27 protein-coding genes and 2 pseudogenes are annotated in these 23,213 nt (G+C 61.1%); 18 read left to right on the forward strand and 11 right to left on the reverse strand.

Annotation, left to right across the window (positions count from 1 at the left end):
• Window positions 1-797: 797 nt before the first annotated feature.
• The 5 genes from NKH49_RS30580 to NKH49_RS30600 form a co-directional block, all read right to left on the reverse strand.
• Window positions 798-980 carry a DUF982 domain-containing protein gene (locus NKH49_RS30580; protein WP_352929227.1) on the reverse strand — a complete coding sequence of 61 codons (183 nt, stop codon included), beginning with the start codon at window positions 978-980 and terminating at the stop codon, window positions 798-800.
• A gap of 286 nt (window positions 981-1,266) precedes the next feature.
• Complete coding sequence (locus NKH49_RS30585) at window positions 1,267-1,524, reverse strand: hypothetical protein (RefSeq protein ID WP_352472933.1); 258 nt, start codon at window positions 1,522-1,524, stop codon at window positions 1,267-1,269.
• A gap of 490 nt (window positions 1,525-2,014) precedes the next feature.
• A complete protein-coding gene (locus NKH49_RS30590; RefSeq protein ID WP_352929230.1) occupies window positions 2,015-2,302 on the reverse strand; it encodes a DUF982 domain-containing protein in 288 nt (95 codons plus the stop codon).
• Window positions 2,303-2,308: 6 nt separating this feature from the next.
• Complete coding sequence (locus NKH49_RS30595) at window positions 2,309-2,542, reverse strand: hypothetical protein (protein WP_352472935.1); 234 nt, start codon at window positions 2,540-2,542, stop codon at window positions 2,309-2,311.
• Window positions 2,543-2,611: 69 nt separating this feature from the next.
• Window positions 2,612-2,872, reverse strand: coding sequence for a hypothetical protein (locus NKH49_RS30600; RefSeq protein WP_352472936.1), 261 nt, complete (start codon window positions 2,870-2,872; stop codon window positions 2,612-2,614).
• Between the two features lie 168 nt (window positions 2,873-3,040).
• Between NKH49_RS30600 and NKH49_RS30605 the strand changes: the two genes are divergently transcribed.
• The 8 genes from NKH49_RS30605 to NKH49_RS30640 all read left to right on the forward strand — a co-directional run bounded on the left by NKH49_RS30605 (window position 3,041) and on the right by NKH49_RS30640 (window position 11,034).
• Entirely contained in the window at window positions 3,041-3,226 is a 186-nt protein-coding gene (locus tag NKH49_RS30605) for a DUF6894 family protein (protein WP_352929233.1), read from the forward strand.
• Window positions 3,227-3,362: 136 nt separating this feature from the next.
• Entirely contained in the window at window positions 3,363-4,577 is a 1,215-nt protein-coding gene (locus NKH49_RS30610; RefSeq protein ID WP_352503703.1) for an ROK family transcriptional regulator, read from the forward strand.
• Window positions 4,574-5,833, forward strand: a complete 1,260-nt coding sequence (locus NKH49_RS30615) for a M20 family metallopeptidase (protein ID WP_352472939.1) — start codon at window positions 4,574-4,576, stop codon at window positions 5,831-5,833. Before NKH49_RS30610 ends, NKH49_RS30615 begins: the two co-directional genes overlap by 4 nt.
• A 33-nt stretch (window positions 5,834-5,866) precedes the next feature.
• Complete coding sequence (locus NKH49_RS30620; protein WP_352472940.1) at window positions 5,867-6,928, forward strand: substrate-binding domain-containing protein; 1,062 nt, start codon at window positions 5,867-5,869, stop codon at window positions 6,926-6,928.
• A 60-nt stretch (window positions 6,929-6,988) separates the two neighbouring features.
• Entirely contained in the window at window positions 6,989-8,050 is a 1,062-nt protein-coding gene (locus tag NKH49_RS30625) for a substrate-binding domain-containing protein (protein ID WP_352617555.1), read from the forward strand.
• Between the two features lie 35 nt (window positions 8,051-8,085).
• Window positions 8,086-9,060, forward strand: a complete 975-nt coding sequence (locus tag NKH49_RS30630) for an ABC transporter permease (RefSeq protein WP_352472942.1) — start codon at window positions 8,086-8,088, stop codon at window positions 9,058-9,060.
• A 12-nt stretch (window positions 9,061-9,072) separates the two neighbouring features.
• A complete protein-coding gene (locus NKH49_RS30635) occupies window positions 9,073-10,272 on the forward strand; it encodes an alanine racemase (RefSeq protein ID WP_352472943.1) in 1,200 nt (399 codons plus the stop codon).
• 9 nt (window positions 10,273-10,281) lie between these two features.
• On the forward strand, window positions 10,282-11,034 hold the full coding sequence (locus NKH49_RS30640; protein WP_352458022.1) for an ATP-binding cassette domain-containing protein: 753 nt from the start codon (window positions 10,282-10,284) through the stop codon (window positions 11,032-11,034).
• A gap of 104 nt (window positions 11,035-11,138) precedes the next feature.
• Here NKH49_RS30640 and NKH49_RS30645 read toward each other — a convergent pair whose 3' ends face one another.
• Window positions 11,139-13,529: a thiamine pyrophosphate-binding protein gene (locus NKH49_RS30645; protein ID WP_352929238.1), complete on the reverse strand. Its 2,391-nt coding sequence runs from the start codon at window positions 13,527-13,529 to the stop codon at window positions 11,139-11,141.
• Window positions 13,530-13,657: 128 nt separating this feature from the next.
• On the opposite strand from NKH49_RS30645, the gene NKH49_RS30650 reads away from it, so the two are divergent.
• Window positions 13,658-14,131 carry an Lrp/AsnC family transcriptional regulator gene (locus NKH49_RS30650; RefSeq protein WP_352503699.1) on the forward strand — a complete coding sequence of 158 codons (474 nt, stop codon included), beginning with the start codon at window positions 13,658-13,660 and terminating at the stop codon, window positions 14,129-14,131.
• 113 nt (window positions 14,132-14,244) lie between these two features.
• Here the strand turns inward: NKH49_RS30650 and NKH49_RS30655 are convergent, their stop codons facing one another.
• The 3 genes and pseudogenes from NKH49_RS30655 to NKH49_RS30665 all read right to left on the reverse strand — a co-directional run.
• Complete coding sequence (locus NKH49_RS30655) at window positions 14,245-14,592, reverse strand: hypothetical protein (protein WP_352503698.1); 348 nt, start codon at window positions 14,590-14,592, stop codon at window positions 14,245-14,247.
• A gap of 170 nt (window positions 14,593-14,762) precedes the next feature.
• On the reverse strand, window positions 14,763-14,936 hold the full coding sequence (locus NKH49_RS30660; RefSeq protein ID WP_352503697.1) for a hypothetical protein: 174 nt from the start codon (window positions 14,934-14,936) through the stop codon (window positions 14,763-14,765).
• A gap of 264 nt (window positions 14,937-15,200) precedes the next feature.
• Window positions 15,201-15,607: pseudogene (locus NKH49_RS30665) on the reverse strand (ATP-binding protein); the annotation flags it as partial.
• Between the two features lie 69 nt (window positions 15,608-15,676).
• On the opposite strand from NKH49_RS30665, the gene NKH49_RS30670 reads away from it, so the two are divergent.
• From NKH49_RS30670 to NKH49_RS30705, 8 genes and pseudogenes are all read left to right on the forward strand, one after another.
• Window positions 15,677-15,973 carry a hypothetical protein gene (locus tag NKH49_RS30670; protein ID WP_352503696.1) on the forward strand — a complete coding sequence of 99 codons (297 nt, stop codon included), beginning with the start codon at window positions 15,677-15,679 and terminating at the stop codon, window positions 15,971-15,973.
• Window positions 15,963-16,622 (forward strand): type II toxin-antitoxin system VapC family toxin, encoded by a 660-nt coding sequence (locus tag NKH49_RS30675; protein WP_352617561.1) that lies wholly within the window; start codon window positions 15,963-15,965, stop codon window positions 16,620-16,622. Before NKH49_RS30670 ends, NKH49_RS30675 begins: the two co-directional genes overlap by 11 nt.
• A 169-nt stretch (window positions 16,623-16,791) precedes the next feature.
• Window positions 16,792-17,136, forward strand: a complete 345-nt coding sequence (locus NKH49_RS30680) for an alpha/beta fold hydrolase (protein WP_352617564.1) — start codon at window positions 16,792-16,794, stop codon at window positions 17,134-17,136.
• Window positions 17,137-17,408: 272 nt separating this feature from the next.
• Complete coding sequence (locus NKH49_RS30685; protein ID WP_352503693.1) at window positions 17,409-17,810, forward strand: class I SAM-dependent methyltransferase; 402 nt, start codon at window positions 17,409-17,411, stop codon at window positions 17,808-17,810.
• 662 nt (window positions 17,811-18,472) lie between these two features.
• Window positions 18,473-18,781, forward strand: coding sequence for a type II toxin-antitoxin system RelB/DinJ family antitoxin (locus NKH49_RS30690; protein ID WP_352503692.1), 309 nt, complete (start codon window positions 18,473-18,475; stop codon window positions 18,779-18,781).
• Window positions 18,778-19,070 (forward strand): annotated as a pseudogene (locus NKH49_RS30695) (type II toxin-antitoxin system RelE/ParE family toxin). Before NKH49_RS30690 ends, NKH49_RS30695 begins: the two are co-directional and overlap by 4 nt.
• A 120-nt stretch (window positions 19,071-19,190) precedes the next feature.
• On the forward strand, window positions 19,191-19,508 hold the full coding sequence (locus tag NKH49_RS30700) for an ArsR/SmtB family transcription factor (protein WP_352503705.1): 318 nt from the start codon (window positions 19,191-19,193) through the stop codon (window positions 19,506-19,508).
• Window positions 19,505-19,993 carry an SRPBCC family protein gene (locus tag NKH49_RS30705; RefSeq protein WP_352503691.1) on the forward strand — a complete coding sequence of 163 codons (489 nt, stop codon included), beginning with the start codon at window positions 19,505-19,507 and terminating at the stop codon, window positions 19,991-19,993. The genes NKH49_RS30700 and NKH49_RS30705 overlap by 4 nt, the downstream gene beginning before the upstream one ends.
• Window positions 19,994-20,929: 936 nt before the next feature.
• Here NKH49_RS30705 and NKH49_RS30710 read toward each other — a convergent pair.
• Entirely contained in the window at window positions 20,930-21,229 is a 300-nt protein-coding gene (locus NKH49_RS30710) for a DUF1236 domain-containing protein (RefSeq protein WP_352503690.1), read from the reverse strand.
• 251 nt (window positions 21,230-21,480) lie between these two features.
• Window positions 21,481-21,693: a cold-shock protein gene (locus NKH49_RS30715; RefSeq protein ID WP_031194806.1), complete on the reverse strand. Its 213-nt coding sequence runs from the start codon at window positions 21,691-21,693 to the stop codon at window positions 21,481-21,483.
• Window positions 21,694-22,208: 515 nt separating this feature from the next.
• Between NKH49_RS30715 and NKH49_RS30720 the strand changes: the two genes are divergently transcribed.
• Window positions 22,209-23,081 carry a ferritin-like domain-containing protein gene (locus NKH49_RS30720; protein WP_352472952.1) on the forward strand — a complete coding sequence of 291 codons (873 nt, stop codon included), beginning with the start codon at window positions 22,209-22,211 and terminating at the stop codon, window positions 23,079-23,081.
• Window positions 23,082-23,213: the final 132 nt, after the last annotated feature.

Raw genomic sequence — 23,213 nt, forward strand, 5'->3', positions numbered from 1 at the left:
GGTTCGGGCATTGGCGGTGGAGATCCACGAGAACTGGCTCGAGGCGACCCGCTATCTCAACATGGATCATCTGCGCGAGCACAAGAAGGAGAGCCTGAGGGCCTTGGCCGCCTGAGCACCGTCATGTGTCCGCCGCTCCGCTAAACACGGGGGCTGCGCGGCGGACACGCCGACGTCACTGCAATGCCACGCCATTTTGCAGAACTTGACGCACACAACTGCAGAAGGCCCCAAGCTAATTGTTGTCACCACCTTCGACCCGCGATGAGAGCGGCGACTTCCACGCAGCCTATGGGCCAGCCGAGCAGCAGACCTAAGACCGAGCGATAAAGGACCGCCAAAGCTCTGGCGACGAAACATACCGTGACATTGCGGGGTCGCGTGATGCTAACCCGGCGCTGGGCGAATACGGCGAGCCAACGACACTCTTTGGTTCGGGGCGACGTGCCCGACATGGAGTGACGATTAGGCCGGTATCCCAACGCTCCCCTGAAATTCTCCTCAGGGTGTAGTCGAGGGGCACAGGGACACAGGAGACCTAACCAGAGGAGCGTAACACCCCTCCTCCTTGGCAGCAGCCTCGAAAGCCTGACGGACCTCTTCCACACGGTCCTGAAGGGCTTCTACGCTTGCACAGCCTTCCTCCACTTAGGTCCCATCTTGGTCCACTTCATAAGTTCCTCGGCGGCACCCTCGACATTGTTGCACCCGTAGGTGGCCCAACGTCGGTCGGTCTTGACGTACACCGGAGGGGAGAACCAATGGGTTGCCATGGGTGGAAATTAGAGGGGACTTCCTCAGTAACCAGCTTCCGGTCGCGAGTTTTGATAAACTTTCCAATCACCAGCTCTAATCAGAGGCGACCGTAACGTCCCCTCCACCTCGGCAGCAGCCAGGAATGCCTTACGAGCCTCCTCAGATTCCCTCTCGTCGAATATCGCGGCCATACAAACGCGCACCGCGAGGTCACCAAGGGCCACGCTTCGTCCACTTCGTCAGCTCCTCGCCGGCCGTCTCGGCGTTGTTGACGTGGTGGATGATCCCGGGACGCTCGGTCTTGACGAGGACCGGAGGGAGAACCAATGGGTTGTAGGGCGAGGAATTTCGTCGGCCGATTCTTGCTTCCGCAGCTCAAACTCTTCTGAAAGCTCCCGCGCCAGTGCGGCAAGCGTCGGTGTCAGAGTTGGTTCGCCCACAAACCTTAGGAGCCTGCGCAGCTTCCGGCAGTAGCCTTCCGAACTGATCATCCCCCGGAAGGCACGTCCCCTACGCAGCATGGCCATAAGGGTCACTGAAGGTTCCTTCTGGTTCGTCGAAGGCCATAGAAGCCCGCGCTGCCAAAGTGGTGGCGCTCCAATCAGCCTCGACCTGCTCTCGCCGCTCAAGCTCCTGCAACAATGCAGCAAGGGACGCCGGCAGTTTCTCGTCGACTTCGAGACCAAGCCTGTTGCGGAGCAGCTGACGATTATCTTCTGAGCTGATCAGCCGTTGAAAGGCTGTCGCTGCTGTTGGTCGTGCCGGCATAACGTCGTTCCCACATTCGGTCTGAAACACTTTCGTTGCGAAAGGGTTCCGAAGGGGATGCGAATAATTTGGTGGGTGCGCGCGCGAAGTTCCCCGCGCCCCTCTCGATCCCATAGACGGTTGAACCAATGGGTTGCCATGCGGCTATTCGCGAAGATCGAACCCGACAAACAGGCCAAAGGCTGGGGCAACATTGACAATAAGCTCCACCAGCTCGCAGTCAGTTTCCGCCAGATGTGGCCCATCTCGGCGCACTGCTGCGATAGTGTCTTTTATGGAGATGATTTGGCCGCGAGGGACTTGTAGGGTTAGCTCGTGAACAAGGTGTTTGGCCGTCACCTTGTCGGGTCGACAGTCCGTGCAAACGTTCATACGAGGCCTCCCACCTCAGCGAGAACCCAAGCGGCCACTTAGGTCACCTCTCGAACAAATCAATGTTCGAATCGTACGAAATAAAGGACTGAATCTTTGGGAGAAATTTCTCCTCCTCCTACGGGGAGAGATACATCTTGGCTTCCTTGGCGGCAGCCTCGAAGGCCTTTCGTACCACCTGAGGGTCAATCGGATCGCCCTCTAGATCTGACAGGCAGAGGGTCACCGCCTTATGCCAGCGAGGTCCTCTGCGGGTCCACCTCTTGAGCTGCTCAAGGGCTGCCCTCGCATTGTCGCAGCCATGCCTGTCGCCGGTTTCAGTCTTCACGAACACCGGAGGGACGAACCAATGGGTTGCCATGAGGGATAAGTAGGGCGGCACGAACCCGCCGACCATCCGAATCATGGTAGGTCATGCTCGGTCCCTGCTCGGCAGAGAGCGGGCAACAAACCGAAGGTGTTCATAGAGAACGGCCTCGTCGAACTCGCCGTCCGAGAAGAGTGCCATTGCGCTCACGCTCAGGCGCTCCGCCTGCTCGCTTCCTACTGGAATGCCTTGCTCGGCGCATACACGATCAAAGACCTGCTTCAACAGAATCAGGTCGCCAGGATAGGCAGTACCACTAGTTGAGCTGCTGCTGGTCATAGGCTGTCACCATTGGGGCGGACGCGCGGTGGGCTCTCCTGCCAGAGCCGAATGCCCAAACCCTAACCTTCAAGTCGCGCGACTCAGAGCAGTTGAAACTACAGCCGCTTCCGTTCCCGGCAGTTCGAACAGCATGGGCAGGTGGCGACACTCGGCTTCGTCCACGATCAGCTCCTCGATAGTCGCGATGGAAAGATGGCTTTTGAGGCGCAGCCGGACAACCGCCGCCAGTTTGTGAACGGGCACTGGCACCGCCCCCGTGTGATCGTCTAGCAAACTATTGATCTCAGCAACTACCTTTGGATCGACGGCGTGGGGCAATGGCAGCATGAGAGCGTTCCTTTCGGAAGTAACTCTAGGCGGATCAGGGCGATGAGTCTGGCCGCGTACGTTTTTAACCAAATGTCGCGGACATCATCGGAGGTCAGTCCACGGTCGTTAGCGGCTGCGTGCATTAGAGCGGCGGGGCGCCGGCTGCATAGCCAATCGTGAAGCAAGATGAACCTTCCTGCGTTTATTGTGTTTGTAGGGATGCCTCGCTTTTTCTTCGACTTCACCGATACCGGGCAAGTCTTCCCCGACGTCAAAGGCACCGATCTGCCAGACCTCGAAGCTGCAAAACAAGAGGCGGTAAGAGCCTTGGTCGAAATCACCAAAGATAAGCTGCCGCAATTGGTGCGGTGACTATCTACCTCCTGCATGGCCCCGTGGCCTCGCATATGCGTCGGCGGCCCGCCGATGAAGAGCCTGAGCGGCCAGTTGACGGCCGTCGAAAATGACTATTAAGTTCGGTCATAGAACGAATTAATCGGAGCTGCTGTTGAACGACCTGCCGCGCATTTCTCGTCAGTTCTCCCAGCGCTCCGTCATGGAGGCGATCGTGCAAGGAGGGCCGATCTCGCGCGCTTCGATCGCAAAGCAGACCGGCTTGTCCAAGCAGACAATCTCCGAGATCGTCAGGACGCTCGAGCAGGAAGGCTGGGTGCAGGAGACAGGGCGCACGAGCGGACATGTCGGACGCACGGCTGTCACTTACGAACTCGTATTTGACGCGGCCTACATCGCGGCCGTCGACCTCGGCGGCGCCAAAGTCCGGGTCGCGCTCACCGATCTTGCCTGCCAGATATTCGCGGAGGAAACGGCGCCGACCGATCCTCGGGGCGGACAGTTCATCGTCGACCAGATCGTGGATCTAGCGCTTCAGGCGGCCGAGAGGCACCGAATCTCGCGCACAAAGATAAGGCTGGCGGTGATTGGTGTTCCCGGTGCACCCGACAAGAAGACGGGCCGCGTTCTGCTTGCCCCGAATATTGCCGGCTTTGGCACGATGAATGTCGTTCGCGCTTTCGAGCAGGCATTCGGGTTTCATGTGATGATCGAGAACGATGTCAATCTGGCGGTGCTCGGCGAGAACTGGCAGGGGTGCGGCCGCGGTATCGACAATCTCGCCTTCATAGCGCTGGGTACCGGTATCGGCAGCGGCCTCATGGTTGGAGGCAATCTGGTGCGGGGCGCCAGCAATGCAGCCGGCGAGATGGGCTTTTTGCCGATTGGCGCCGATCCTTTCGCGCCGACATCGTTGCGCGCCGGCGCTTTCGAGCGCGTGGTCGCAACCAACGCCATGGTTGAACGCTACGCAGCGCTGACGGGCAACATCGTCAACGTGCCGACGATTTTCCACAGTGCATTGGCCGGAGACAGGCATGCCGCGACGGTGCTCGACGAAACCGCGCGCTACCTGGCGCAAGGCATTGTGGCCATAGCGGCAATTGCCAATCCGCAAAAGGTCGTCCTGGGCGGCTCGATCGGGCTGCGGCCGGAAATCCTGTTGCGCGTTAGGGACCTGCTGCCGCGCTGCTTCCCCTACCCTATCGCCGTTGAGGCCAGCGAACTCGGGTCGCGGGCAGCGCTCATCGGCGCTGCCGCGATCGGGCTCGGCCAGTTGCACAACACACTGTTCGGCGTCGACGCGCCCGACGGACGCATTTCGCTTCCCCCAGCCAGTTCGGCCGTGCTGCGCGAGGCCACGCTATGACTGTCTCAAAGGACATCACCACTCGCTTGCGCGCGGCCCTCGATTGCGACGCAGCGGTTGAGCTTCTGCGGGGGGCAATCGGCCGCGAAAGCATAACCGGTCACGAAGAAAACTTTGTCGCCTTCCTTGAAGACCGGATGCGCGTGCTTGGCTTGAGCGAAATTCGGCGCGCGGAATTCGCGCCCGGCCGGCCCAACATCTGGGGTGAGCGCAAAGGTGCCGGCGCCGGCAAGCGGCTGCTCTTCATCGGCCACACCGATACGGTCCATGTCGAGGGCTGGCGCGAGCACTGGGCTGGCACCGCCAAGCAGGATCCGTTTGCCGCGCCAATGATCGACGGGCAGATCTGGGGCCGCGGCGCCGGCGACCTCAAGGCCGGCATCTGCTCCGCGCTGTCGGCACTCTCTCTGCTAGACACAGCCGACATCCAACTGGCCGGCGACGTTGCCTTTGCCTTCGTCGGCGACGAGGAGAGCGGCCAGCCTGGAACCGGCGTCTCCGCCGGCATCAAGGACTTCGTCGGCCGCATCGAGAGAGGCGAAATCGTGGCGCCCGATTTCGTCGTCTATGTGGAGCCTACCCGCCTTTCGGTTTATCCGGCCCAAATTGGCTTCTTCATTACCGACATCACCATCACCGGACGATCAGCCTATTTCGGCGTACCCGAACTCGGCAAGGATGCCTTGCGTGCAAGCCACGCCGTCATGAGCGCGCTGTGGAAGCATTCGGAAGATGTTGCAACAAGGGCCGAGCACCCGCTGATTGGGCGTGGCTTCCTGCTGATCACCGGCCTTGCGGGCGGCGGCTACATCGCGGTGCCCGAACGCTGCACGTTGTCGCTGATCCGCAAGCTGTTGCCCGGCGAGTCGCTGGACGAGGCCGCCGCCGAAATCGAGGCAGTGGTGCGCGGCGCCATCACCGATCCCGAAATCATGTTGGCGTTCGCCTATCCGGCCGGTCGCGATCATCCGCTCGGGGGTAACGCCGCCGAGATTGCACCTGACAGGCCGGAGGTCGGCGCTCTTGCTGCCGCCATGGCCCGATCGATGGCTGGTCGCGGCGCCATCGAAGGCGCGCCATTCTGGTCAGAGTCATCATTTTTCACCAACCGGCTCGGCATCCCCGCCGTGTACTGCGCGCCAGGCGATATTCGCAACTGCCACACCTTCAACGAACACGTCGATGTCGAGGAATATCTGGCCGGCGTCATCGGCTTCGCCCGGTTCATGGTGGAGTATTGCGGCGTTACGGAATGAAGGACAACTGAGAGCGAAAATGGGAGAACTATCATGCTGATAGACAGACTTGTTGCTACAGCACTTGCAGGTAGCCTGATGCTCATGGCCGGTGGAGCCGGCGCACAGACAGTGGGACCGAGCGGCGAGACGGCGACACCCAGCGCCGAGGTTAGATTGTCGGATGCAGACCTGGCCGCAGTAAAGGAGAAGGGCTACAAGGCCGCGCTGCTGTGGCACACCTCCTCCGACTTCACCAATGCGGTCACGTCCGGTGCCAAGGATGAATTTGCCCGTGCCGGCATTCAAATCGTCGCCACCACCGACGCGGGCTTTGACGCCGCGCGCCAGCGCAGCGACATCGAAACCGCGCTCGCGGCGAAGCCAAACGTCATCCTGTCACTGCCCCTCGATCCGGTCACTTCGGCCGAGGCGTTCCGTCAGGCGCTCACCGACGGCACCAAGCTGGTATTCCTTTCCAATCTGCCGAAAGGCTACAAGCACGGAACCGACTATGCAGCCATCGTCACTGACGACCTGTTCCAGATGGGCAAGCAGGCGGCCGATGCACTGGCCAAGGCGCTCGATGGAAAGGGCAAGGTCGGCTACATCTTCCACGACGCCAGTTACTATGTGACGAACCAGCGCGACCAGGCTTTCAAGACAACGATCGAGAAGGATTATCCCGGCATCAAGATCGTCGCCGAGCAGGGGATCTCCGATCCGGCGCGGGCAGAAGAGCTGGCCAGCGCGATGCTCGTGCAGCATCCCGATCTTGACGGCATCTACGTCACCTGGGCCGAACCGGCCGACGGCGTGCTGTCGGCCTTGCGGGCAAGCGGAAACACCAAGACCAAGATTGTCACGCTCGACCTCGCCGAACCGGTGGCGCTCGATATGGTCAAGGGCGGCAATGTGACCGCACTGGTGGCCGACAAGGCCTATGAGCTCGGCCGCGCCATGGCCGCTGTCGGCGTCAAGGCGCTGCTCGGCCAGGAGACCCCGGCCTTCGTCGTTGCCCCGGCGCTTACCGTGACCAAGCAGAACGTTGCGCAGGGCTGGAAGGATTCGTTGAACCGCGACGCGCCGCAATCGGTGCTCGACGCGGCCAAATGACAGGGCAATGCCCGGCGGCCAATCAGGGCCGCCGACATCATAAAAACAAGGGGAACCGACATGCGCATAGCAATTGGAATGTTGTCGGCACTGGTAGCACTCGTCGCTGCCAACGCCTTCGCAGCCGAGGGCACCACCACGGGACCGAACGGGGAAAAGCCGACGCCGGCAAAGAGCGTCGTGCTCACACCAGCTGAGGAGCAGCAGATCAAGGACGGCAAATACACCGCCGCGCTGGTCTGGCATGAGATGAGCGAATACACCAACGCGGTGAACAGCGGCGCCCAGGACGAGTTGAAGCGGCTCGGCATCACGGTCGTCGCTCAGACCGACGCCGGCTTTGATGCGGCCCGTCAGAAATCCGACGTCGAGACAGTACTCGCCAAAAGGCCCTCTATTATACTGTCCCTACCGGTCGATCCCGCAAGTGCGGCCACCGTCTATGATCCTGCGCGCCAGGCCGGCGTGAAATTGGGATTCGTCGACAATTCGCCGGCAGGCTACGTTCACGGCAAGGATTATGTGACCATCGTTTCGGACGACCTTTTCCAGATGGGCAACAAGGCCGGGATCGCAATGGCCGACGCGCTCGGCAAGCAGGGCAAGGTCGGCTACATCTTTCACGATGCCGATTTCTACGTCACCAACCAGCGTGACGGAGCATTCAAGCACACGATCGAGCAGGACTATCCCGACATGAAGATCGTGGCCGAGGCCGGAATGGCCGACCCCGCGCGCAGCGAGGAAATCGCGCAGGCGATGATCACACAGCACCCGGACCTCGACGGTATCTACGTCACCTGGGCTGAGCCGGCGCTTAGCGTGCTGTCCACATTGCGGGCGGCCGGCAACAGCCACACCAAGATCGTCACGCTCGACCTGAACGAACCGGCGGCACTGGACATGGTGAAAGGCGGCAACGTTGCGGCACTCATCGCAGACGAAGCCTACGACATCGGCGTGACGCTGGCGCGCGCCACGGCCGCCTCGTTGATCGGCAAGAAGGCCGCGCCGTTCATCGTGGTCGATTCCCTCGCCGTCACCAAGGACACTGTCAAGGACGGGTGGAAGCGATCCCTCAACAAGGACGTGCCCGCGACCATCGCGGCCGCCCTGAAGTAGCGGCAGACGATGGCGCCCCGCCGGAGGAAGTGAGAATGTCGAGTATCAACACCAGCCCCGGCCGGGCAGCGAGCTTGGTCAGCCGCTTCAACCTGCAGCAATATGTCGTCTATCTCGGATTTCTGGCGATCTTTCTGTTCTTCGCGATCGTACTGAAGGACAGCGGTTTTCTGACGGTCCGCAACCTGTCGAACATCGTGCTGCAGACGGCACCAGTGACGATCATGGCGATCGGCCTTGTCTTTGTCATGTCGGCGGGCGAGATTGATCTTTCGATAGGTTCGATCGTTGCCGTGGCAGCCCTTGCAGCCGCGGTGGCGATAAACGCCTACGGCTTGTTGGCTGGGGTGCTGGCCGGCCTCGGCGCCGGCCTTCTGATCGGCCTGCTCAACGGCGCTCTCGTGGCTTACGTCAAGTTGCCTTCATTCCTGGTAACGCTGGCGACGCTCGGGCTGTTTGCCGGCGTATCTCGCTCCATGACCGATTTGCGGTCGATCCCGGTCACCAACGACGCCTTCACCGGTTTCTTCGGCTCGGGTTCTTTGCTGGGTGTTCCGTCTTTGATCTGGTGGACGGTAATTGCCGTTGCGATCGCGCATCTCATCTTTCGCGAGACGCGCTTCGGCGCCCATGTGCTGGCCACCGGCGACAACAGCCGTGCCGCCAGTGTTTCCGGCATCAGCGTGGCGCAGATAAGGCTTGCCGTTCTGACCACAAGCGGCGGGCTCGCCGGCCTTGCCGGGCTGCTCTATGCGGGCCGGCTGCAGGCTGCGAAATACACGCTCGGCGAAACCGACCTTATGACGGTGATAGCGGCCGTCATTGTCGGCGGAACCCTGCTTAACGGCGGCAAGGGATCGATTGTCGGTGCGCTGGTGGGCTCGCTGATGATGGGCATGCTGAACAACGGCCTCATCCTGATGGGCCTGTCCGTCTCCGACCAAATGATCGTGCGCGGCTTGATCATTCTTGCGGCCGTCGCCGTATCGCTGCGCGAAAAGTCCCGTTGAAGGAGTTTTGTCATGTTCCTCGATGTTCTGCGGCGCCGCAATCCGAGCTTTATAGAAAGCGCCATGCGCCTGCACCAGGAAGGAAAGCTGCCGGCTAATTCCTATGTGCTCGACCTCGATGCCGTCGAAAGCAATGCCCGGGTCCTGAAGCGCGAGGCCGACCGGTTCGGCCTGAAGATTTTCGCCATGACCAAGCAGGTCGGCCGCGCCAGTTCGTTCTGCCATGCGCTCAAGCGTGGCGGCATCGATCAGGCCGTCGCCGTCGACATGGCCTGCGCGCGGGCAACGCACAGAGCAGGCCTGAGGCTCGGTCATCTTGGCCACCTGCAGCAGATCGCAAGGCACGAGGCCAATGCGGCGGCCAAAACGTTCAGGCCGGACTATTGGACCGTCTTCAACGACACCAAGGCTGAAGAAGCCGCTGCCGGCGCAAGGCTCGCCGGGTACACGCAAAACCTGCTTGCCCGCATCCGCGCCGATGGTGACGTTTTCTACCGCGGCCACGAAGGTGGTTTTGAGGCGGCTGATATCGCCGCGGTCGCCGAAAAACTGGATGGTCTCGACGGCGGACGGTTCGCTGGCATCACCACCTTCCCGGCGCTGTTGTTCGACCAGACCACGCGAACGGTCCTGCCGACACACAATCTGGCGACACTGGGCAGAGCTGCCGAAGCGCTCGCCAAGTCCGGTCGCAGCGACATAGAGGTGAACGCGCCCGGCACAACGTCGAGTGTCCTGCTTGGCGCGCTGGCCGAAGCCGGCGCCACGCAATGTGAACCGGGCAATGGCTTGGCCGGCACCACTGCGCTGCACGTCATGGAAGATCTGCCGGAGCTCCCTGCCGTTCTGTATTTGACCGAGGTCTCGCATTTGTCTGGCGGCAAAGCCTACTGCCTGGGTGGCGGCTTCTATATCGATCCGATCTTTCCGGACTATGAGGTGAAGGCAATCGTGTCCGCAGAACCCACCACGGCCGCCGCCGCGCTCAGAAGCGTCGAGGTGCCGCCGCCTGCGGCAATCGACTATTACGCAATGATTGACGCTAGCGGCGCCAATGCGCCACGCTCCGGCGACACGGCGGTGTTCGGCTTTCGCGGCCAGGCGTTCGTGACCCGCGCCTACGTGGTCGGCATCTCCGGTGTCTCAAAGGGGGCGCCCCAAGTCGAAACGATCGAAAACGGTTTTGGCGAAACCGCTGCCTGGCCTGTCTAGGAGCAAGTGATGAACGCGACCACGACCGGCACGCCCCCTGTTTTGCAGCTGCGCGACATCCGCAAGAATTTCGGTGGCCTCACGGCAATCGAAAATTTCTCGCTCGAGCTCTATCCCGGCGAGATAGTGGCGTTGGTCGGCGATAACGGTGCCGGCAAGTCGACGCTGGTCAAGATCGTGACGGGGGTGCATGCTCCGACATCCGGGACGATCATCATCGAGGGGCAGGCGGTGGCAATGTCGAGCGCCACCATGGCGCGCGCGCACGGCATTGAGGTGGTCTATCAGGACTTGGCGCTCGCCGATCAGCAGACCGTCTACATGAACATGTTTCTTGGCCGCGAGCCGGTGAACCGCTTCGGCCTGCTCGACCGACGCCGGATGATCGACGACACCGAAAAGCTGGTGAAGGATCTCGACGTTCGCATTCCATCGGCTCACGCCACCATCCGCGATCTCTCGGGCGGCCAGCGCCAGGGCGTGGCGATTGCGCGCGCCACGCACTGGGCAAGCAAGCTGATCCTGCTCGACGAGCCAACCGCCGCGCTCGGCGTTGCCGAGACCGCCAAGGTCGAGACGATTGTTCTGTCGCTGAAGCAGCGCAACATTGGCGTGCTGATCATCAGCCACAGCCTCGACCAGGTGTTCAGGCTCTCAGATCGGATCTGTGTTCTGCGACGTGGCAAACAGATCGGCGTCCGCAAGACCAGCGAGACCGACAAGAACGAGATCGTCGCCATGATCACCGGGCTTCAGCACTAGCCCGGTCCGACAGAGGCGCGCCGTTCAGACATTGCGTTACCCGAGCAGCGAGTGGCATGATTTCAGATCCACGATCAGGCCTCGGCCACAGAATGTCGTCAGCATCAATCCAGCGCGCGCAGATGGCGGATGGGGCGCCCACCAGCAATCCGGTCGGCGGCTGTGGCTATGGAATTGGCGTCGATGCCGAAGTGGCGGTAAAGGTCGCCGATAGTCCCTGACTGGCCAAAATGCTCGACGCCGAGACTGCGCGTGCGATGGCCGTACACCGAACCCAGCCAGCCGAGTACCGCCGGATGACCGTCGGTGACGGAGACGATGGTGCAATGCGCAGGGAGATCGGCAAACAGCCTTTCGATATGACTCCTGGCGTGAACGAGGCCGCGTTCGCGCGCGCGACTTGCCGCTGTCCAGCCTGCGTTCAAGCGATCGGCCGAAGTCACGGCCAAAAGACCGACGTCGCGACGGTCCTCTGCCATCATGCCGATAGCTTCGATGGCCTCCGGCGCAACCGCGCCGGTATAGGCAACAATCACTTCGGCATTGGGACCCGGAGCCCGCAGCCAGTAGCCCCCGTCGATGATGTCCTGCTCGAGCTGTGGCATCATGGGACGAATGATCTGCTCGACCGGGCGCGTCGAGAGCCGCAGATAGACCGAGCCGCCGGTCTCGTCGCGCAGCCAGGTGCGCTCCGACTGCACGGCGTCGCCGTCGCGCTGCATATAATCCAGCGCAAAGCGCATGATGACGGCGAGCTCGTCGACGAAGGCCGGCTCGTAGGCCGCAAGCCCGTCCTGTGCCATCCCGATCAACGGTGTGGCGATCGACTGATGCGCCCCACCTTCCGGAGCCAATGTGACCCCGGATGGCGTGGCGACCAGCAGGAAGCGCGCATCCTGATAGCAGGCATAGTTGAGCGCATCGAGACCGCGCTGGATGAACGGATCGTAGAGCGTGCCGATCGGCAGCAGCCGTTTGCCGAAAATCGAATGCGACAGCCCAAGTGCCGACAGCAGGATGAACAGATTGTTCTCGGCGATGCCGAGTTCGATGTGCTGGCCGGAGGGGCCGAATTCCCATTTCTGCGCCGAGGCGATGCGTTCGCTGCGGAAAGTGTCGGCGAGTGACTGACGCGCGAACAGGCCGCGCCGGTTGACCCAGGGGCCGAGATTGGTCGAAACCGTGACGTCGGGCGATGCCGTCACGATCGCGTCGGCGAGCGGCCCGCCAGCCCGCGCAATCTCGTCCAGAATTCTGCCGAAGCCGACCTGCGTGGAGACGCTGCCTTTGGCTTCCGCGACGAGACGACCAGGGACCACGATGCGCTGGGCGTGCCGGCGCCGCTGGCCCTTTGCCGCGAACGGAACGGCGTCGAGGAATCGTTGCAGCTCCAGATCCCCAGCAGCCAATCCCTCGAACGCGTCCCACTCCCGCCCGTCGCCGACCGACATCGAGGCACGAAGGACCGCCATCTGATCCCTGGTCATCAGGCCGGCGTGGTTGTCCTTGTGGCCGGCGAGCGGCAGGCCGAAGCCCTTGATCGTATACGCAATGAAGCATGTCGGTCGATCGTTGCCGCGTGCTGTCCCGAAGGCCTCGATCAGGCATGGCAGGTCGTGGCCGCCGAGATTGGTCATCAGCGCGGCGAGCTCGGCATCGGAGCGCCGGTCGAGAAGCGATGCCAGGCCCGGCTTGTCTCCGATGTCGGCGACCAGGCGCTTGCGCCAGGCGCCGCCGCCTTGAAACGTCAGCGCCGAATAGAGCTGGTTCGGGCAGGCCTCGATCCAGGCCTTTAGCGCCTCGCCGCCGGGTTCGGTGAAAGAGGCTTCGAGCAGCGAGCCATATTTCAGGATCACGACGTCCCAGCCGAAATTCCGGAAAATGTTTTCGAAGCGTTCCCAAAGGCCTTCGCGAACCACGGCATCGAGGCTCTGTCGGTTGTAGTCGACGATCCACCAGCAGTTGCGCAGGCCTTGTTTCCACCCTTCGAGCAGCGCCTCGAAGATGTTGCCTTCATCCATCTCGGCATCGCCGATCAGCGCCACCATGCGGCCCTCGGGCATGCTTTCGTCGCGGGCGCCGAGATAATCCTGCACAAGCGAGGCAAACAGTGTCTGCGCGACGCCGAGGCCAACTGAGCCGGTGGAGAAATCGACGTCGTCGACATCCTTGGTCCGCGACGGATAGCTTTGCGCGCCACCGAAGGCGCGAAACCCTTCGAGCTTCTCCCTCGTCTGATTGCCCAGAAGATACTGGACGGCGTGAAACACTGGCGAGGCATGCGGCTTTACCGCGACGCGGTCGTGTGGCCTCAGCACCGAGAAATAAAGCGCGGTCATGATCGTCACCAGCGACGCCGAGGATGCCTGGTGTCCGCCAACCTTCAAGCCGTCCGTATTTTCCCGCAGGTGATTGGCGTTATGGATCATCCATGTCGACAGCCAGAGCACCTTTTTCTCCAGTGCCGAAAGTGCCTCCAGTTTTTGTTTGTCCATGCTGCAAGACTCCCGGTTGCGATGTCTCAATCCTAGGGCTGAGCAAAAGCCAATTGTCGCTAAACTTGCATGAGATTGGCAGCTGGATTAGCTGGTTGTGCCAATATCAACCAATGGAGTAACGTTCGGTGCCAAAAAGTCGACTGGACAATATCGACCGAAAGATCATTGCCGCGCTGCAGGTCAATGGCAGGATGACGGCGCAGCAGCTTGCCGAGCGGGTCGGCCTTTCGGCCTCGCCCTGCGCCCGCCGGGTCCGCCTGATGGAGGACATGGGGGTGATCACCGGCTATGCCGCCCTGATCGACCAGGACATGGTCGATCTGCCGATCTCGGTGTTTGCCTCGATCAAGCTTGAGCGCCAGCGCGAGAGCGAGCTGAAGCGGTTCAACGCGGCAATCGCGCGCTGGCCGGAAGTGGTCGATTGCTATCTGATGACTGGCCAGCGCGATTATCTGCTGCGTGTGGTGGTGCGCGACCTGCACGCCTATGAGCGTTTCCTGAAGGAAAAGCTGACGCGGCTCGATGGCGTCTCCTCGATCGAGTCCAGCTTCGCGCTTACGCAGATCAAGCGGTCGAACCGGCTGCCGGTCGAGACATGATTTTTTCGGACGGACCCGCACGTCGCAGGTCTTGCAGCAAGTGGGCAATATGGGTTCGGTACGCCTCAACACTGGCTATGATTTCTGGTATTTCCCCCGGCTGCAATTGGATCTTATGCGTCATGGTTGCGGCGAGAATCGACTGCCTTCCGGCGCATCAGCCGCCGCCGCGCGGATTGCTCAAGAACCTGGCTGACCGCCAAAGCTAACCAGGCCGCAATGGCGCGGGACGTCCACCATTTGGCGGTCTCTTCCGGGAAAATCAGAAAAGTGCCGGTGCTGCTCGACATAGCGCGGCATGGCACTGGAGCGGTCTGCAGATTTTGCGCAACGAAGAACGCCGTCTCTTTCCGGTGCGACGTCTGACGCTTGGCAGGAATGGTCGGCGGCAGTGCGTCATTAGCATTGGATTTTCCTCGCGAAACGGCGGGAGTCTGGGCGCTGTGCTTTTGCTTTGTCATCCTGGTGTACCGACCTGAACGGGTGGCGTTAGCATTAGAAGCGATACCGAGCGAACTATAAGTGACGGGTTTTGGCTGCCGCTATAAAGTTGTGTGAAATTTTGTCAGCTTTGCGCGACCGGAATAGCTGGACGACATCCGACGCCGCAGCTCGGACCATGCAAGGCGAACTAACGAATTCGTTCCGGGAAAATCCCGGCTGCTGGCTGGGTCAGGCCTGCGTGACGGTACCCAACTCTGAGAAAACTGCCCCGTAGCGCAGCTGCTGGGTTGGCCAGTTCCCAGAGCGTCAAATCGCCGTCGCCGTCGGCGTTGTCGCAATGGCCGGAATGAATGTTGGGCATGCCAAGACCTCCCGCGGGTTGGACCGGCGAGAGCAGCGGGTGCGCTGCTAGGCCGAACGTTGGGAACCCACGTGGAGTGAGCCAGCCGCACAGGCTTCGCACGGGCTGCCCAGCTTGGAGCTTTCGGCTTGCCGGCGGAGGATGGGAATGCGTTCCCCGACACCGTGGCACTCGCCGTCCTTTCGCGGTGTGTTTCTGACGGCCCGGCCATTTACTTTCAGTTTGCAGCCTCAACTCATCCCACGCCGCAGCAGCCAACTTCGTGAGCTCGTGAATTGTAACGCCGGGAACAACAGCCTTGGCGATCTCGCACAGGTGCTGGTGATGCGTCAGATAAATCACCTGGCCAGCGCTTGCCATCTGACCAAACAACCTGAAAAACCTCCTCGGACCGGAAATGGTCGAAGGTCTCCACGATGTCGTCGGCAATGAATGGCGCAGAGGGTCGAAACTGGGCGAACTCGTAATATCCGGCAAGCCGCAGGGCCAGGTAGAGCTGAAAACGCGCACCCGTTGAGAGCGCGTCGGCGACCTTGGACTGCCCGTCGCTGCAATGCGATGAGGACTTCTCCGCCCTTCACGTGGGTCGCAAGCCCCGAATACTGACCGCCCGTGATGAGTGCGAAAGCGTCAGATGTCCGCTTCATCATCCGGGAGCGATGGTCCCGACGGCCAGCGGCTACGAAGCCTCGCCTATGCGTTCAACGCAATCTATATTCTGTTCAACACAGGAGGTTCTCATGGCTGCGCAGACCCGGACGGCTGCAGAAAGCGAAGCAACGGTCGCATCGACCCGCAATAAACTTGTACTGGAGCAAGCGAAAGCCGCCGGCCTCCTCGGCGCCGCGAAGAATACCCGTCTTTCGGCGCGGGTGCCCGCGGAGTTGATCGAGGCGGCCAAGAAGCGCGCCCACGTCACCTCGGACACGGAGCTGTTGGAATTGGCGCTGTCGCGCCTGGCCCTCGAAGATGACTTTGGCGCCCGCCTGGTCGGACGTAAGGGCAGTATCCCGGCGGACATGGATCTTGGGGTTTGATCTTTCCGAAACCCTCCGATCGCTAAAGCCCCAAAAGCACAACGGAACGCTGAAGCGCAGGGCCGACGACGATCTCCCATGGGTTGCTGACGAACCTGCGATCGGGGGACCGCTGTTTCTGGATACGAGCGTCTATCTGGATGTCCTGCAGGGACGATCGCCGGTTGAAGTCGATACGCTGCTTACCTATCGCCGATGCCACCATTCCGCTGTCTGCCTGTCTGAGCTGACCCAAGCCTTTGGTCAGCTGGACCCTAAGCATGCCTCCACAAAAGCTGTCCTCGAGACGATTGAAGCCACGGTAGAGGACATTCCGGACCACCGACTTCATGCACCGGCCGATGCGATCTGGGGACAGGCCGGGGTCTTGGCTGGCTTGCTCTTCCGGCTGAGCAATCTGCCCAAGAGGGAGGGGCACGAGCGCCGCTTCTTAAATGACGCCCTCGTGTTCCTGCAGGGGTGTCAGTTGGGTGCGAGCGTGCTGACCGGCAACGTCCGCGATTTTGATCTCCTCACCCAGGTTCTGCCGACGGGACGGATCATCCTCTATCGGCTCCGCCGGAACGGCGGTCATCATGAACGTCACGAGTGGTCCTCCTGTCGATATTCTTCACGAACTGGAACAGCTGGATCGGGGGCCGGCGACTGAGGTCAATCATCTGCAGAATACGCCGGCCTTTCGAGGCGACTGCACCTCTGCCCGCTTTATCTGGCATCACACCTTCAGCCTCCTTCATGCGCTTCCGCTCGATGGCTCCATGTGGGCCGGGTAGACAGACCTTCTTCCGGGATCAACCTATGCGCCGACGCTGTACCCCTTGGGCGACCGTATCGAGGAATGGGCCGCCGAAGTTCTAAAGTTGGTGAAAGGTGACCGCCTGATTGTCGTCGGCTGTTCGGTTGGAGGGTCCTGCGCGCTCGAGCTGGCTGTTGCCGCGCCCGACCGGGTCGCGGCCTTGGTCCTCATCCGGACTAAGGCCAGGCATCGGCCCGACCCCGCGTTGCACGCCTCCGCGCTAGAAGCGCTTCAGGAAAAGGGACTTGAGGAGGCCTGGGAAGTCTTCTGGAATTCACTGTTTTCAAGTTCCGCCACCAGCCAAGTAATCGGCTATGCCAAGCGTATAGCCCTTCGCCAGTCACGCTGGACGTTACACGCGGTGTAACAGCCTTCCACACCAGATTGAGCCATGACCAGTTCCTCTTAGCATTTCCTCGTCCCGTCATCGTCGTAACGGGCGCGTATGACAGCGCTCCAGGCCTGAAAGTCAGCGCTGCACAGGCCGATGCAGCGCCACAGGGGCGCCTTCAAATCGTCCCAGAATGCGGCCACTACGTTCCACTGGAGCGACCCGAGCATCTAAACTCAATCTTGCGCGAGGTGATTGCCTCGCAGCGATAGCGAAGAACGACAACGCAGCCATCGGAGGTCGCTTCCATGGACGCAACCGAATTCTGGGCCATCCGCGCCGGAGCCGCCGAGGTTGAAAATCCGATCTCGCCCGAGCAGTTCGCCCTTCTTGGCGAGTATTGCGGGATCAGAGACGGGATGCGTGTCCTGGATGTCGGATGCGGCAAGGCCTGGCTGCTGCGGAAGTGGGCCAAGCAATACCAGATTGAGGCCGTCGAATGGACATCAACGCCCATTTCATCGCAGCCGCCCGCGAGCTTGCCGCGGCGGCCGGCGCTTCAGACCGCCTTCGGTTCGTCGAAGGTCCCGCCTTTGATTTCGAGGTCGAACTTTTCGTGCTTGTTTCCCCGAGACGACGAAGACACGTGCGCCGCTCCGCGGCCCCGGGGGGGCAGCGGCAGGCATGAACGCGATCGTCGTCGTCTATGAGCGCCAGCCAGTTCGCGTCGTCCTGGATGACGGCAAGATAGTCCTGAAAGCGCACGAGCCCTGATGCAGCCCGCACATGCGGCGGGCGATCATCGATGTCGGAAGGGCCATCCTCGTAGACCATATCGACCTCGCGCATCACCTTCGCGGACAGTGCGGGATCGTTTCGAGCGACAATCAGATCGGGCATTGGCTGATATTTGAGCGACGGTGGAGGCATAGGGTTCTCTTTTCGCCGCGCCTCGATAATCCGGGTGAACGTAGAGCGATCCCCTTTCGGACAGGGATGGTCGCTCACAGTTTATCGAGAAATGAGGTGATCGTGACCGATATCGTTGGAGAATTCGGCTGATCGCTACGAGGCCTGAGCGTTCTCGATCGCGAACGAGCGAAGGCCTTGGCCCTCATGCAAGTCTCGGCGCCGGCATCGGGATCAGCTTCGCGAGCTTGCGGAGCTTTTGGGCGATCGGCGCGTCACCAACTTGGGGACGCGACTTTGCCGAGAGGAGCTCTGGAGACTGGTTCGCCCATCGCGGCCCGCCCTTGATGTCTATCGCTGGCTACTGGTGGAGCAGCGCGTGGCCGCCAGGATTGCATGACTCGGGTCTGGAAACTGTCATGCAGATGTATTACGTTCTTCGTCAGTGAAAGGAGACCCGGCCATGGCATCGAACGCACTGGTCCAGACCCGAATTGACGCGGAAGTGAAGGAACGCGCCACGGTGGTTTTGGAAAGCATGGGACTCACGGTTTCGGATGCCGTCCGTATCCTCTTGACCCGGACGGCGAACGAGGGCGCCTTGCCGCTCGAACTCGTCAGCAACAGCGACGCCCATGATGCCTGGTTCCGCGCCAAGGTTCTGCAGGCGCTCGAGGACACCCGGCCCGACGTTGAGGACGCGGACGCCGAGGCCCATTTTGCTGAACGGCGGGCGGCAGCGCTTCGCAGGGCCGTGGCGGGCGAGCGGTGAGGCTCGTCTGGGCGCGGTTTGCGCTCTCCGATCGCGATGACATCTTCACACATATCGAAGCGGAAATCCGAGCGCGGCAGTTGACGTCGACCAGCAGATCGTGTTTGCGGCGCGCCGTCTCATCGACTTTCCCGAAAGCGGGCGACCCGGCCGGATCGCGGGCACGTGAGAGCTCGTCATCCCGCGCACGCCTTATATCGCCGCCTATGTTGTGACGACCGACACGGTTCGCATCCTTCGCGTCCTGCATGGCGCCCAGATGTGGCCGGATGAGATCGCCACGGAGTAGTCTTCTTTCTTTCCGAATGTGGAAATCCAGCACCGCTTTCCGGCGGGCCAACGGCCTGAGTTCCGTACCATCGAGCACTCCAGGTTGACAGTGCCGGCCCATCGATTTAAGTTCGCGTTAGTGGCCACTAACGCGAAACACTGGACAGCGCTCGGAGACTCGACGAGGCGCACGATATTCGAATTGTTGGTCGAACAGCCTTGTTCGGTCAGCGGACTTGCTCGTGTGCTGCCTGTAACCAGGCCGGCGGTCTCTCAGCACTTGAAAGTACTCAAGGATGCCGGGCTTGTGGCCGACACGCGCTCAGGCAAGGAACGAATATACCGTATCGATCCGGACGGCCTGGCAAGTCTGCGCGCGGAAATCGATCAGTTCTGGAGCAAGAGCCTGGCGAGCTACAAACTGGCCGTCGAGCACCCAAAGAAGGACCAGCCATGAGCAAGCTTCCTGCAACCGCGCCCGTAAGGCATTTCGTCGTTGTCGAGGCACCTATCGCGCGTGCCTTCAAGGTCTTCACCGAGGATTTCGGGAAATTCAAACCTCGCGAGCACAATCTTCTTGCCGTGCCGATCGCAGAGACCATCTTCGAACCCAGGGTCGGGGGCCACGTTTACGATCGCGGCGTGGACGGCAGCGAGTGCCACTGGGCTCGTGTGTTGGCTTACGATCCCCCCGGCCGGCTCGTTCTGAGCTGGGACATCAGTCCTCGGTGGCAGATTGAGAGCGACCTGAACAAAACCAGCGAATGGGAAGTCCGGTTCACGCCTGAGACGGAGAACCGAACCCGGGTCGAGATCGAGCACCGGAATCTCGAACGCCATGGCGAAGGCTGGGAGGGCGTGCGCGTGGGGGTTGATAGCGATCAAGGCTGGCCGCTGTACCTGCGGCGGTTCCAGGGCCTTTTCCCCGGTGCGGCGGCCTGACCCGTCCGCGCCCTTGCGAGCATCACTCGCAAGCACCGTCTGGTCCACTGCGATTCCAGGGAGTGGAGACAACATGGAAGTCTATTGGTTAAGTCTTCTCGGCGTGCTCGCGCGCTGCTTGCTATCGGTAGTGTTGGCAGTCTACTCGGGTTCGTCCAGAGGTTTGCAGGAGCGCTGGCACGACCGGTAGTCCCGGCAGACGACGACAACCGGCTCTATAGGATCGACCGCGTTCACATGAATTCGGTCGAGGCACTGCCGCCCTTTATCGTGCCCGCAGTGCCAGCGATGACGGTTGGTGTTGGAGCGGCCACTTTGACGACATTGGTCTAGACCCACCTGGCGATACGCCTCCTCCACCTGGGAATCTACCTGCGTGGTGGAAACGCCGCCAAGGGGGATAGTGTCAGGACAATCTTGTACGTCTCTGGCGCGCTGCTCACGTTGGCCCTCATCGTGTTGACTGGATGGGCAGCACTCAACTGACGTTCGCCACTCCTTGGAGCCCGCAGTTCACGATTCCAAGCAGCGATCCCCACCCGACCCTTAGTCCTCCGCGTGCCGATTTCAGGCGAATGCCGCCTTGCCCGCTCGGACTCGACGCCCAGCAGTTCGAACTCACTTTCGGGCCTGCAAATCTACCTCGCTCCCGGCGGGGGAATGGCCAAGTGCGCGTGCTTCTGGAAGATGCCAATCTTATCGGGATACGTAATCCGGACCTCGCGTCCGCATTCCTCGCACTTGTAATGGGAAACGACCTGAAACCAGCTGCCGTTCCTGACGACGGCGAAGTTGCAATGCGGGCATTGGAAAGTCAGACCGACGGAGGATAGACTGGGAGAGAGGGACATTGCAGCGCCTCGCATTCTGGAGAGCTCATGCTTGGCTTCCCGCCGCACCCTTCGGCACGGCGGGCGGTCTTCTCAGACGTTCAGGTTACTGGATGACTTTCACGATTTTACGTGTGCCCGGGTCAACGACGACAGTCCGGTTGTCGACGACGACATAGCGATATTTGACGTTGGGGACTTCATGAAGCTCGACGCTGTCCGGGAGCGTCGAGCCGACATTCAACTCTACCCCAGGGACTTTCACCGAAGCGAGTGGCTGTTTTTTCACATATTCCTTGATGACGGTTTCCTGCTGCGGGTCAATGACCACGTCCTGGGCGGCGGCGGCACCGACACCGGCCAGCAGCAGAAATCCTGCCGCTGCGGTGGAAAGATGCATTCTCATAGCTATCTCCTTGTGGGCTCGTGGGCGCAAAACATAGCGCCAAACCGCCCCAAACCTGCAGCTTCTCTAGACGTTCCAAACGGAGCCTTAAGGCTGGCCTTGCGTAGGGACCTAAGTCTGATTCGCTGCGCGCAATGGCCCCGGCCCAGGTCTCTCCATCACACCAAGCTCGCGCGCTTTTTACACGGCGGGGTCAGTACATTCGTGACTTGCCGCGCTCCTGCGGCTTTCGCCACGGCGCGCTAGAGAAATCAACCTGCTTTGCGGAGATTGCCAGCAGAAGACTTGCCGGTACGCCGGTCCTGCTCGATGTCGTAGTTGATCTTTTGGCCCTCAACGAGGTTCGACAAACCAGCGCGCTCGACGGCGGAGATGTGAACAAAAACGTCCTGACCGCCATCGTCGGGTTGGATAAACCCAAACCCTTTAGTGCTGTTGAACCACTTCACGGTTCCAGTTGCCATGTGCATATACTCCTTGTGACTTCCCAGCGTGTTTGATCGACGAAGAGGCCAGACCGGTTGATAAATAGACGCAGCAAAAGCGAGAAATCGCAAGGCCCGGATGGATCGACCAGAATACCAACTTCTCTCGGATGGCCCACTCGTCTCACAAGTCGACAGGAATTTTCCTTTCCGGCCTGAAGCTCCTCCAGTCATCCTTGCTGTCCTGGGTTATCACGGCCCGCTCGTTTCCCTCCGGCCCTTAGCTTGCCGACTTGCGTTTCGAGTTCTTGGTCGACCGTGCTGACGCGGGCGCTATCCGGCTCATAATGTGTCACCTCCATGTCTAGAGTCGAGGCTTGGTCACAAATAGTCGATGCCAACTCCGACGTTACGCGCCCAAAAAGCCATTGATCCGGAGCACGACCCCTGCAAAGTCCGACCTTCAAAGGAACATTTCGCCTATGGCGGAGTTGGGCGCGTGGCCCGCGATCGGACGCCAACAGATGATGCCGGCGGGCTTTTGGGAGGAAGCCATGATACGTGCCATCCCTTCACTCCACCTTTCCCGTCGCCGCGCATTGCAATTTGGGCTGGGAGCCAGCCTCGCCGCCACAACGGGCCTGGCGCCGGTTTCTCGCGCCTATGCCAAGGAGGAAGTGCAGGACGAAGACATCTTCCGCTTTGCGCTCAACCTGGAATACATGGAGGCCGAATATTATCTTCGCGGCACCACCGGAAAAGGCATCGACGCTGCCGATGCCGGTTCCAAACCCGGCGATGTCGTCGGCGGAAAGAAAGTGTCCTTCGAGACACCCGCCATCGGCGAATTCATGCAGGAGGTTGCTGAAAACGAACTCGCGCATGTACGGTTCTATCGCAAGACGCTTGCAAAGAACGCAGTCGACAGGCCGGCCATCGATTTCGATGCGGGGTTCAAGGCGGTTGCGGAGGCAGCGGGCCTCGGGCGGGACTTCGATCCCTTCGGCAACGAAACGAACTTCGTTCTCGGCGGCATGCTGTTCGAGGATGTCGGCGTCACCGCCTATGCCGGTGCCGCGACGGTTCTGAAGAACAAGGAGTTTCTCGCCGCCGCCGCCGGCATATTGGCGGTCGAGGCCTACCACATGGGAATGGCGCGTTCCACACTGTACCGGAAGGGAGAGAAAGCCTGGAAGGCCGCCAATGCCGTCTCGGACGCACGAGACAAGATCGACGGGCCGGAAGACAAGGACCAGGGCATCCAGGTGAATGGCAAGGCCAATTTCGTTCCTTCGACGCCCGACGCGATCGCGTTCACCAGGACGCCGCAGGAAGTGCTGCGGATCGTCTATCTCACCGACAAGGACGGCGTAAGCAAGGGCGGCTTCTATCCGGAAGGGATGAACGGGACCCTGAAGAGCACCTGAGTCGCTCGCGACAGGCGATCGGATCGCCGGAAGAGATGCAGCGGGCCTGCGGGCAGCACTGCTGGTACGGCTGCGCGACGATCACGAATCAAATGCGCCGCAGGAGTCTTACGCTCCCGGTTTGTCCATCCT

Origin of the sequence: Mesorhizobium sp. M1088 (assembly GCF_040318575.1) — a bacterium.
Classification (GTDB): domain Bacteria; phylum Pseudomonadota; class Alphaproteobacteria; order Rhizobiales; family Rhizobiaceae; genus Mesorhizobium.

Coding starts and splice junctions, on each gene's coding strand:
- NKH49_RS30625 (WP_352617555.1), top strand. CDS start 6,989: ATGCGCATAGCAATTGGAATGTTGTCGGCACTGGTAGCACTCGTCGCT.
- NKH49_RS30715 (WP_031194806.1), bottom strand. CDS start 21,693: ATGGCAACTGGAACCGTGAAGTGGTTCAACAGCACTAAAGGGTTTGGG.
- NKH49_RS30595 (WP_352472935.1), bottom strand. CDS start 2,542: ATGACCAGCAGCAGCTCAACTAGTGGTACTGCCTATCCTGGCGACCTG.
- NKH49_RS30710 (WP_352503690.1), bottom strand. CDS start 21,229: ATGAGAATGCATCTTTCCACCGCAGCGGCAGGATTTCTGCTGCTGGCC.
- NKH49_RS30605 (WP_352929233.1), top strand. CDS start 3,041: ATGAACCTTCCTGCGTTTATTGTGTTTGTAGGGATGCCTCGCTTTTTC.
- NKH49_RS30705 (WP_352503691.1), top strand. CDS start 19,505: ATGAGCAAGCTTCCTGCAACCGCGCCCGTAAGGCATTTCGTCGTTGTC.
- NKH49_RS30640 (WP_352458022.1), top strand. CDS start 10,282: ATGAACGCGACCACGACCGGCACGCCCCCTGTTTTGCAGCTGCGCGAC.
- NKH49_RS30655 (WP_352503698.1), bottom strand. CDS start 14,592: ATGACAAAGCAAAAGCACAGCGCCCAGACTCCCGCCGTTTCGCGAGGA.
- NKH49_RS30690 (WP_352503692.1), top strand. CDS start 18,473: ATGGCATCGAACGCACTGGTCCAGACCCGAATTGACGCGGAAGTGAAG.
- NKH49_RS30620 (WP_352472940.1), top strand. CDS start 5,867: ATGCTGATAGACAGACTTGTTGCTACAGCACTTGCAGGTAGCCTGATG.
- NKH49_RS30615 (WP_352472939.1), top strand. CDS start 4,574: ATGACTGTCTCAAAGGACATCACCACTCGCTTGCGCGCGGCCCTCGAT.
- NKH49_RS30630 (WP_352472942.1), top strand. CDS start 8,086: ATGTCGAGTATCAACACCAGCCCCGGCCGGGCAGCGAGCTTGGTCAGC.
- NKH49_RS30645 (WP_352929238.1), bottom strand. CDS start 13,529: ATGGACAAACAAAAACTGGAGGCACTTTCGGCACTGGAGAAAAAGGTG.
- NKH49_RS30585 (WP_352472933.1), bottom strand. CDS start 1,524: ATGCCGGCACGACCAACAGCAGCGACAGCCTTTCAACGGCTGATCAGC.
- NKH49_RS30660 (WP_352503697.1), bottom strand. CDS start 14,936: ATGCCCAACATTCATTCCGGCCATTGCGACAACGCCGACGGCGACGGC.
- NKH49_RS30590 (WP_352929230.1), bottom strand. CDS start 2,302: ATGATTCGGATGGTCGGCGGGTTCGTGCCGCCCTACTTATCCCTCATG.
- NKH49_RS30670 (WP_352503696.1), top strand. CDS start 15,677: ATGGCTGCGCAGACCCGGACGGCTGCAGAAAGCGAAGCAACGGTCGCA.
- NKH49_RS30635 (WP_352472943.1), top strand. CDS start 9,073: ATGTTCCTCGATGTTCTGCGGCGCCGCAATCCGAGCTTTATAGAAAGC.
- NKH49_RS30600 (WP_352472936.1), bottom strand. CDS start 2,872: ATGCTGCCATTGCCCCACGCCGTCGATCCAAAGGTAGTTGCTGAGATC.
- NKH49_RS30685 (WP_352503693.1), top strand. CDS start 17,409: ATGGACGCAACCGAATTCTGGGCCATCCGCGCCGGAGCCGCCGAGGTT.
- NKH49_RS30720 (WP_352472952.1), top strand. CDS start 22,209: ATGATACGTGCCATCCCTTCACTCCACCTTTCCCGTCGCCGCGCATTG.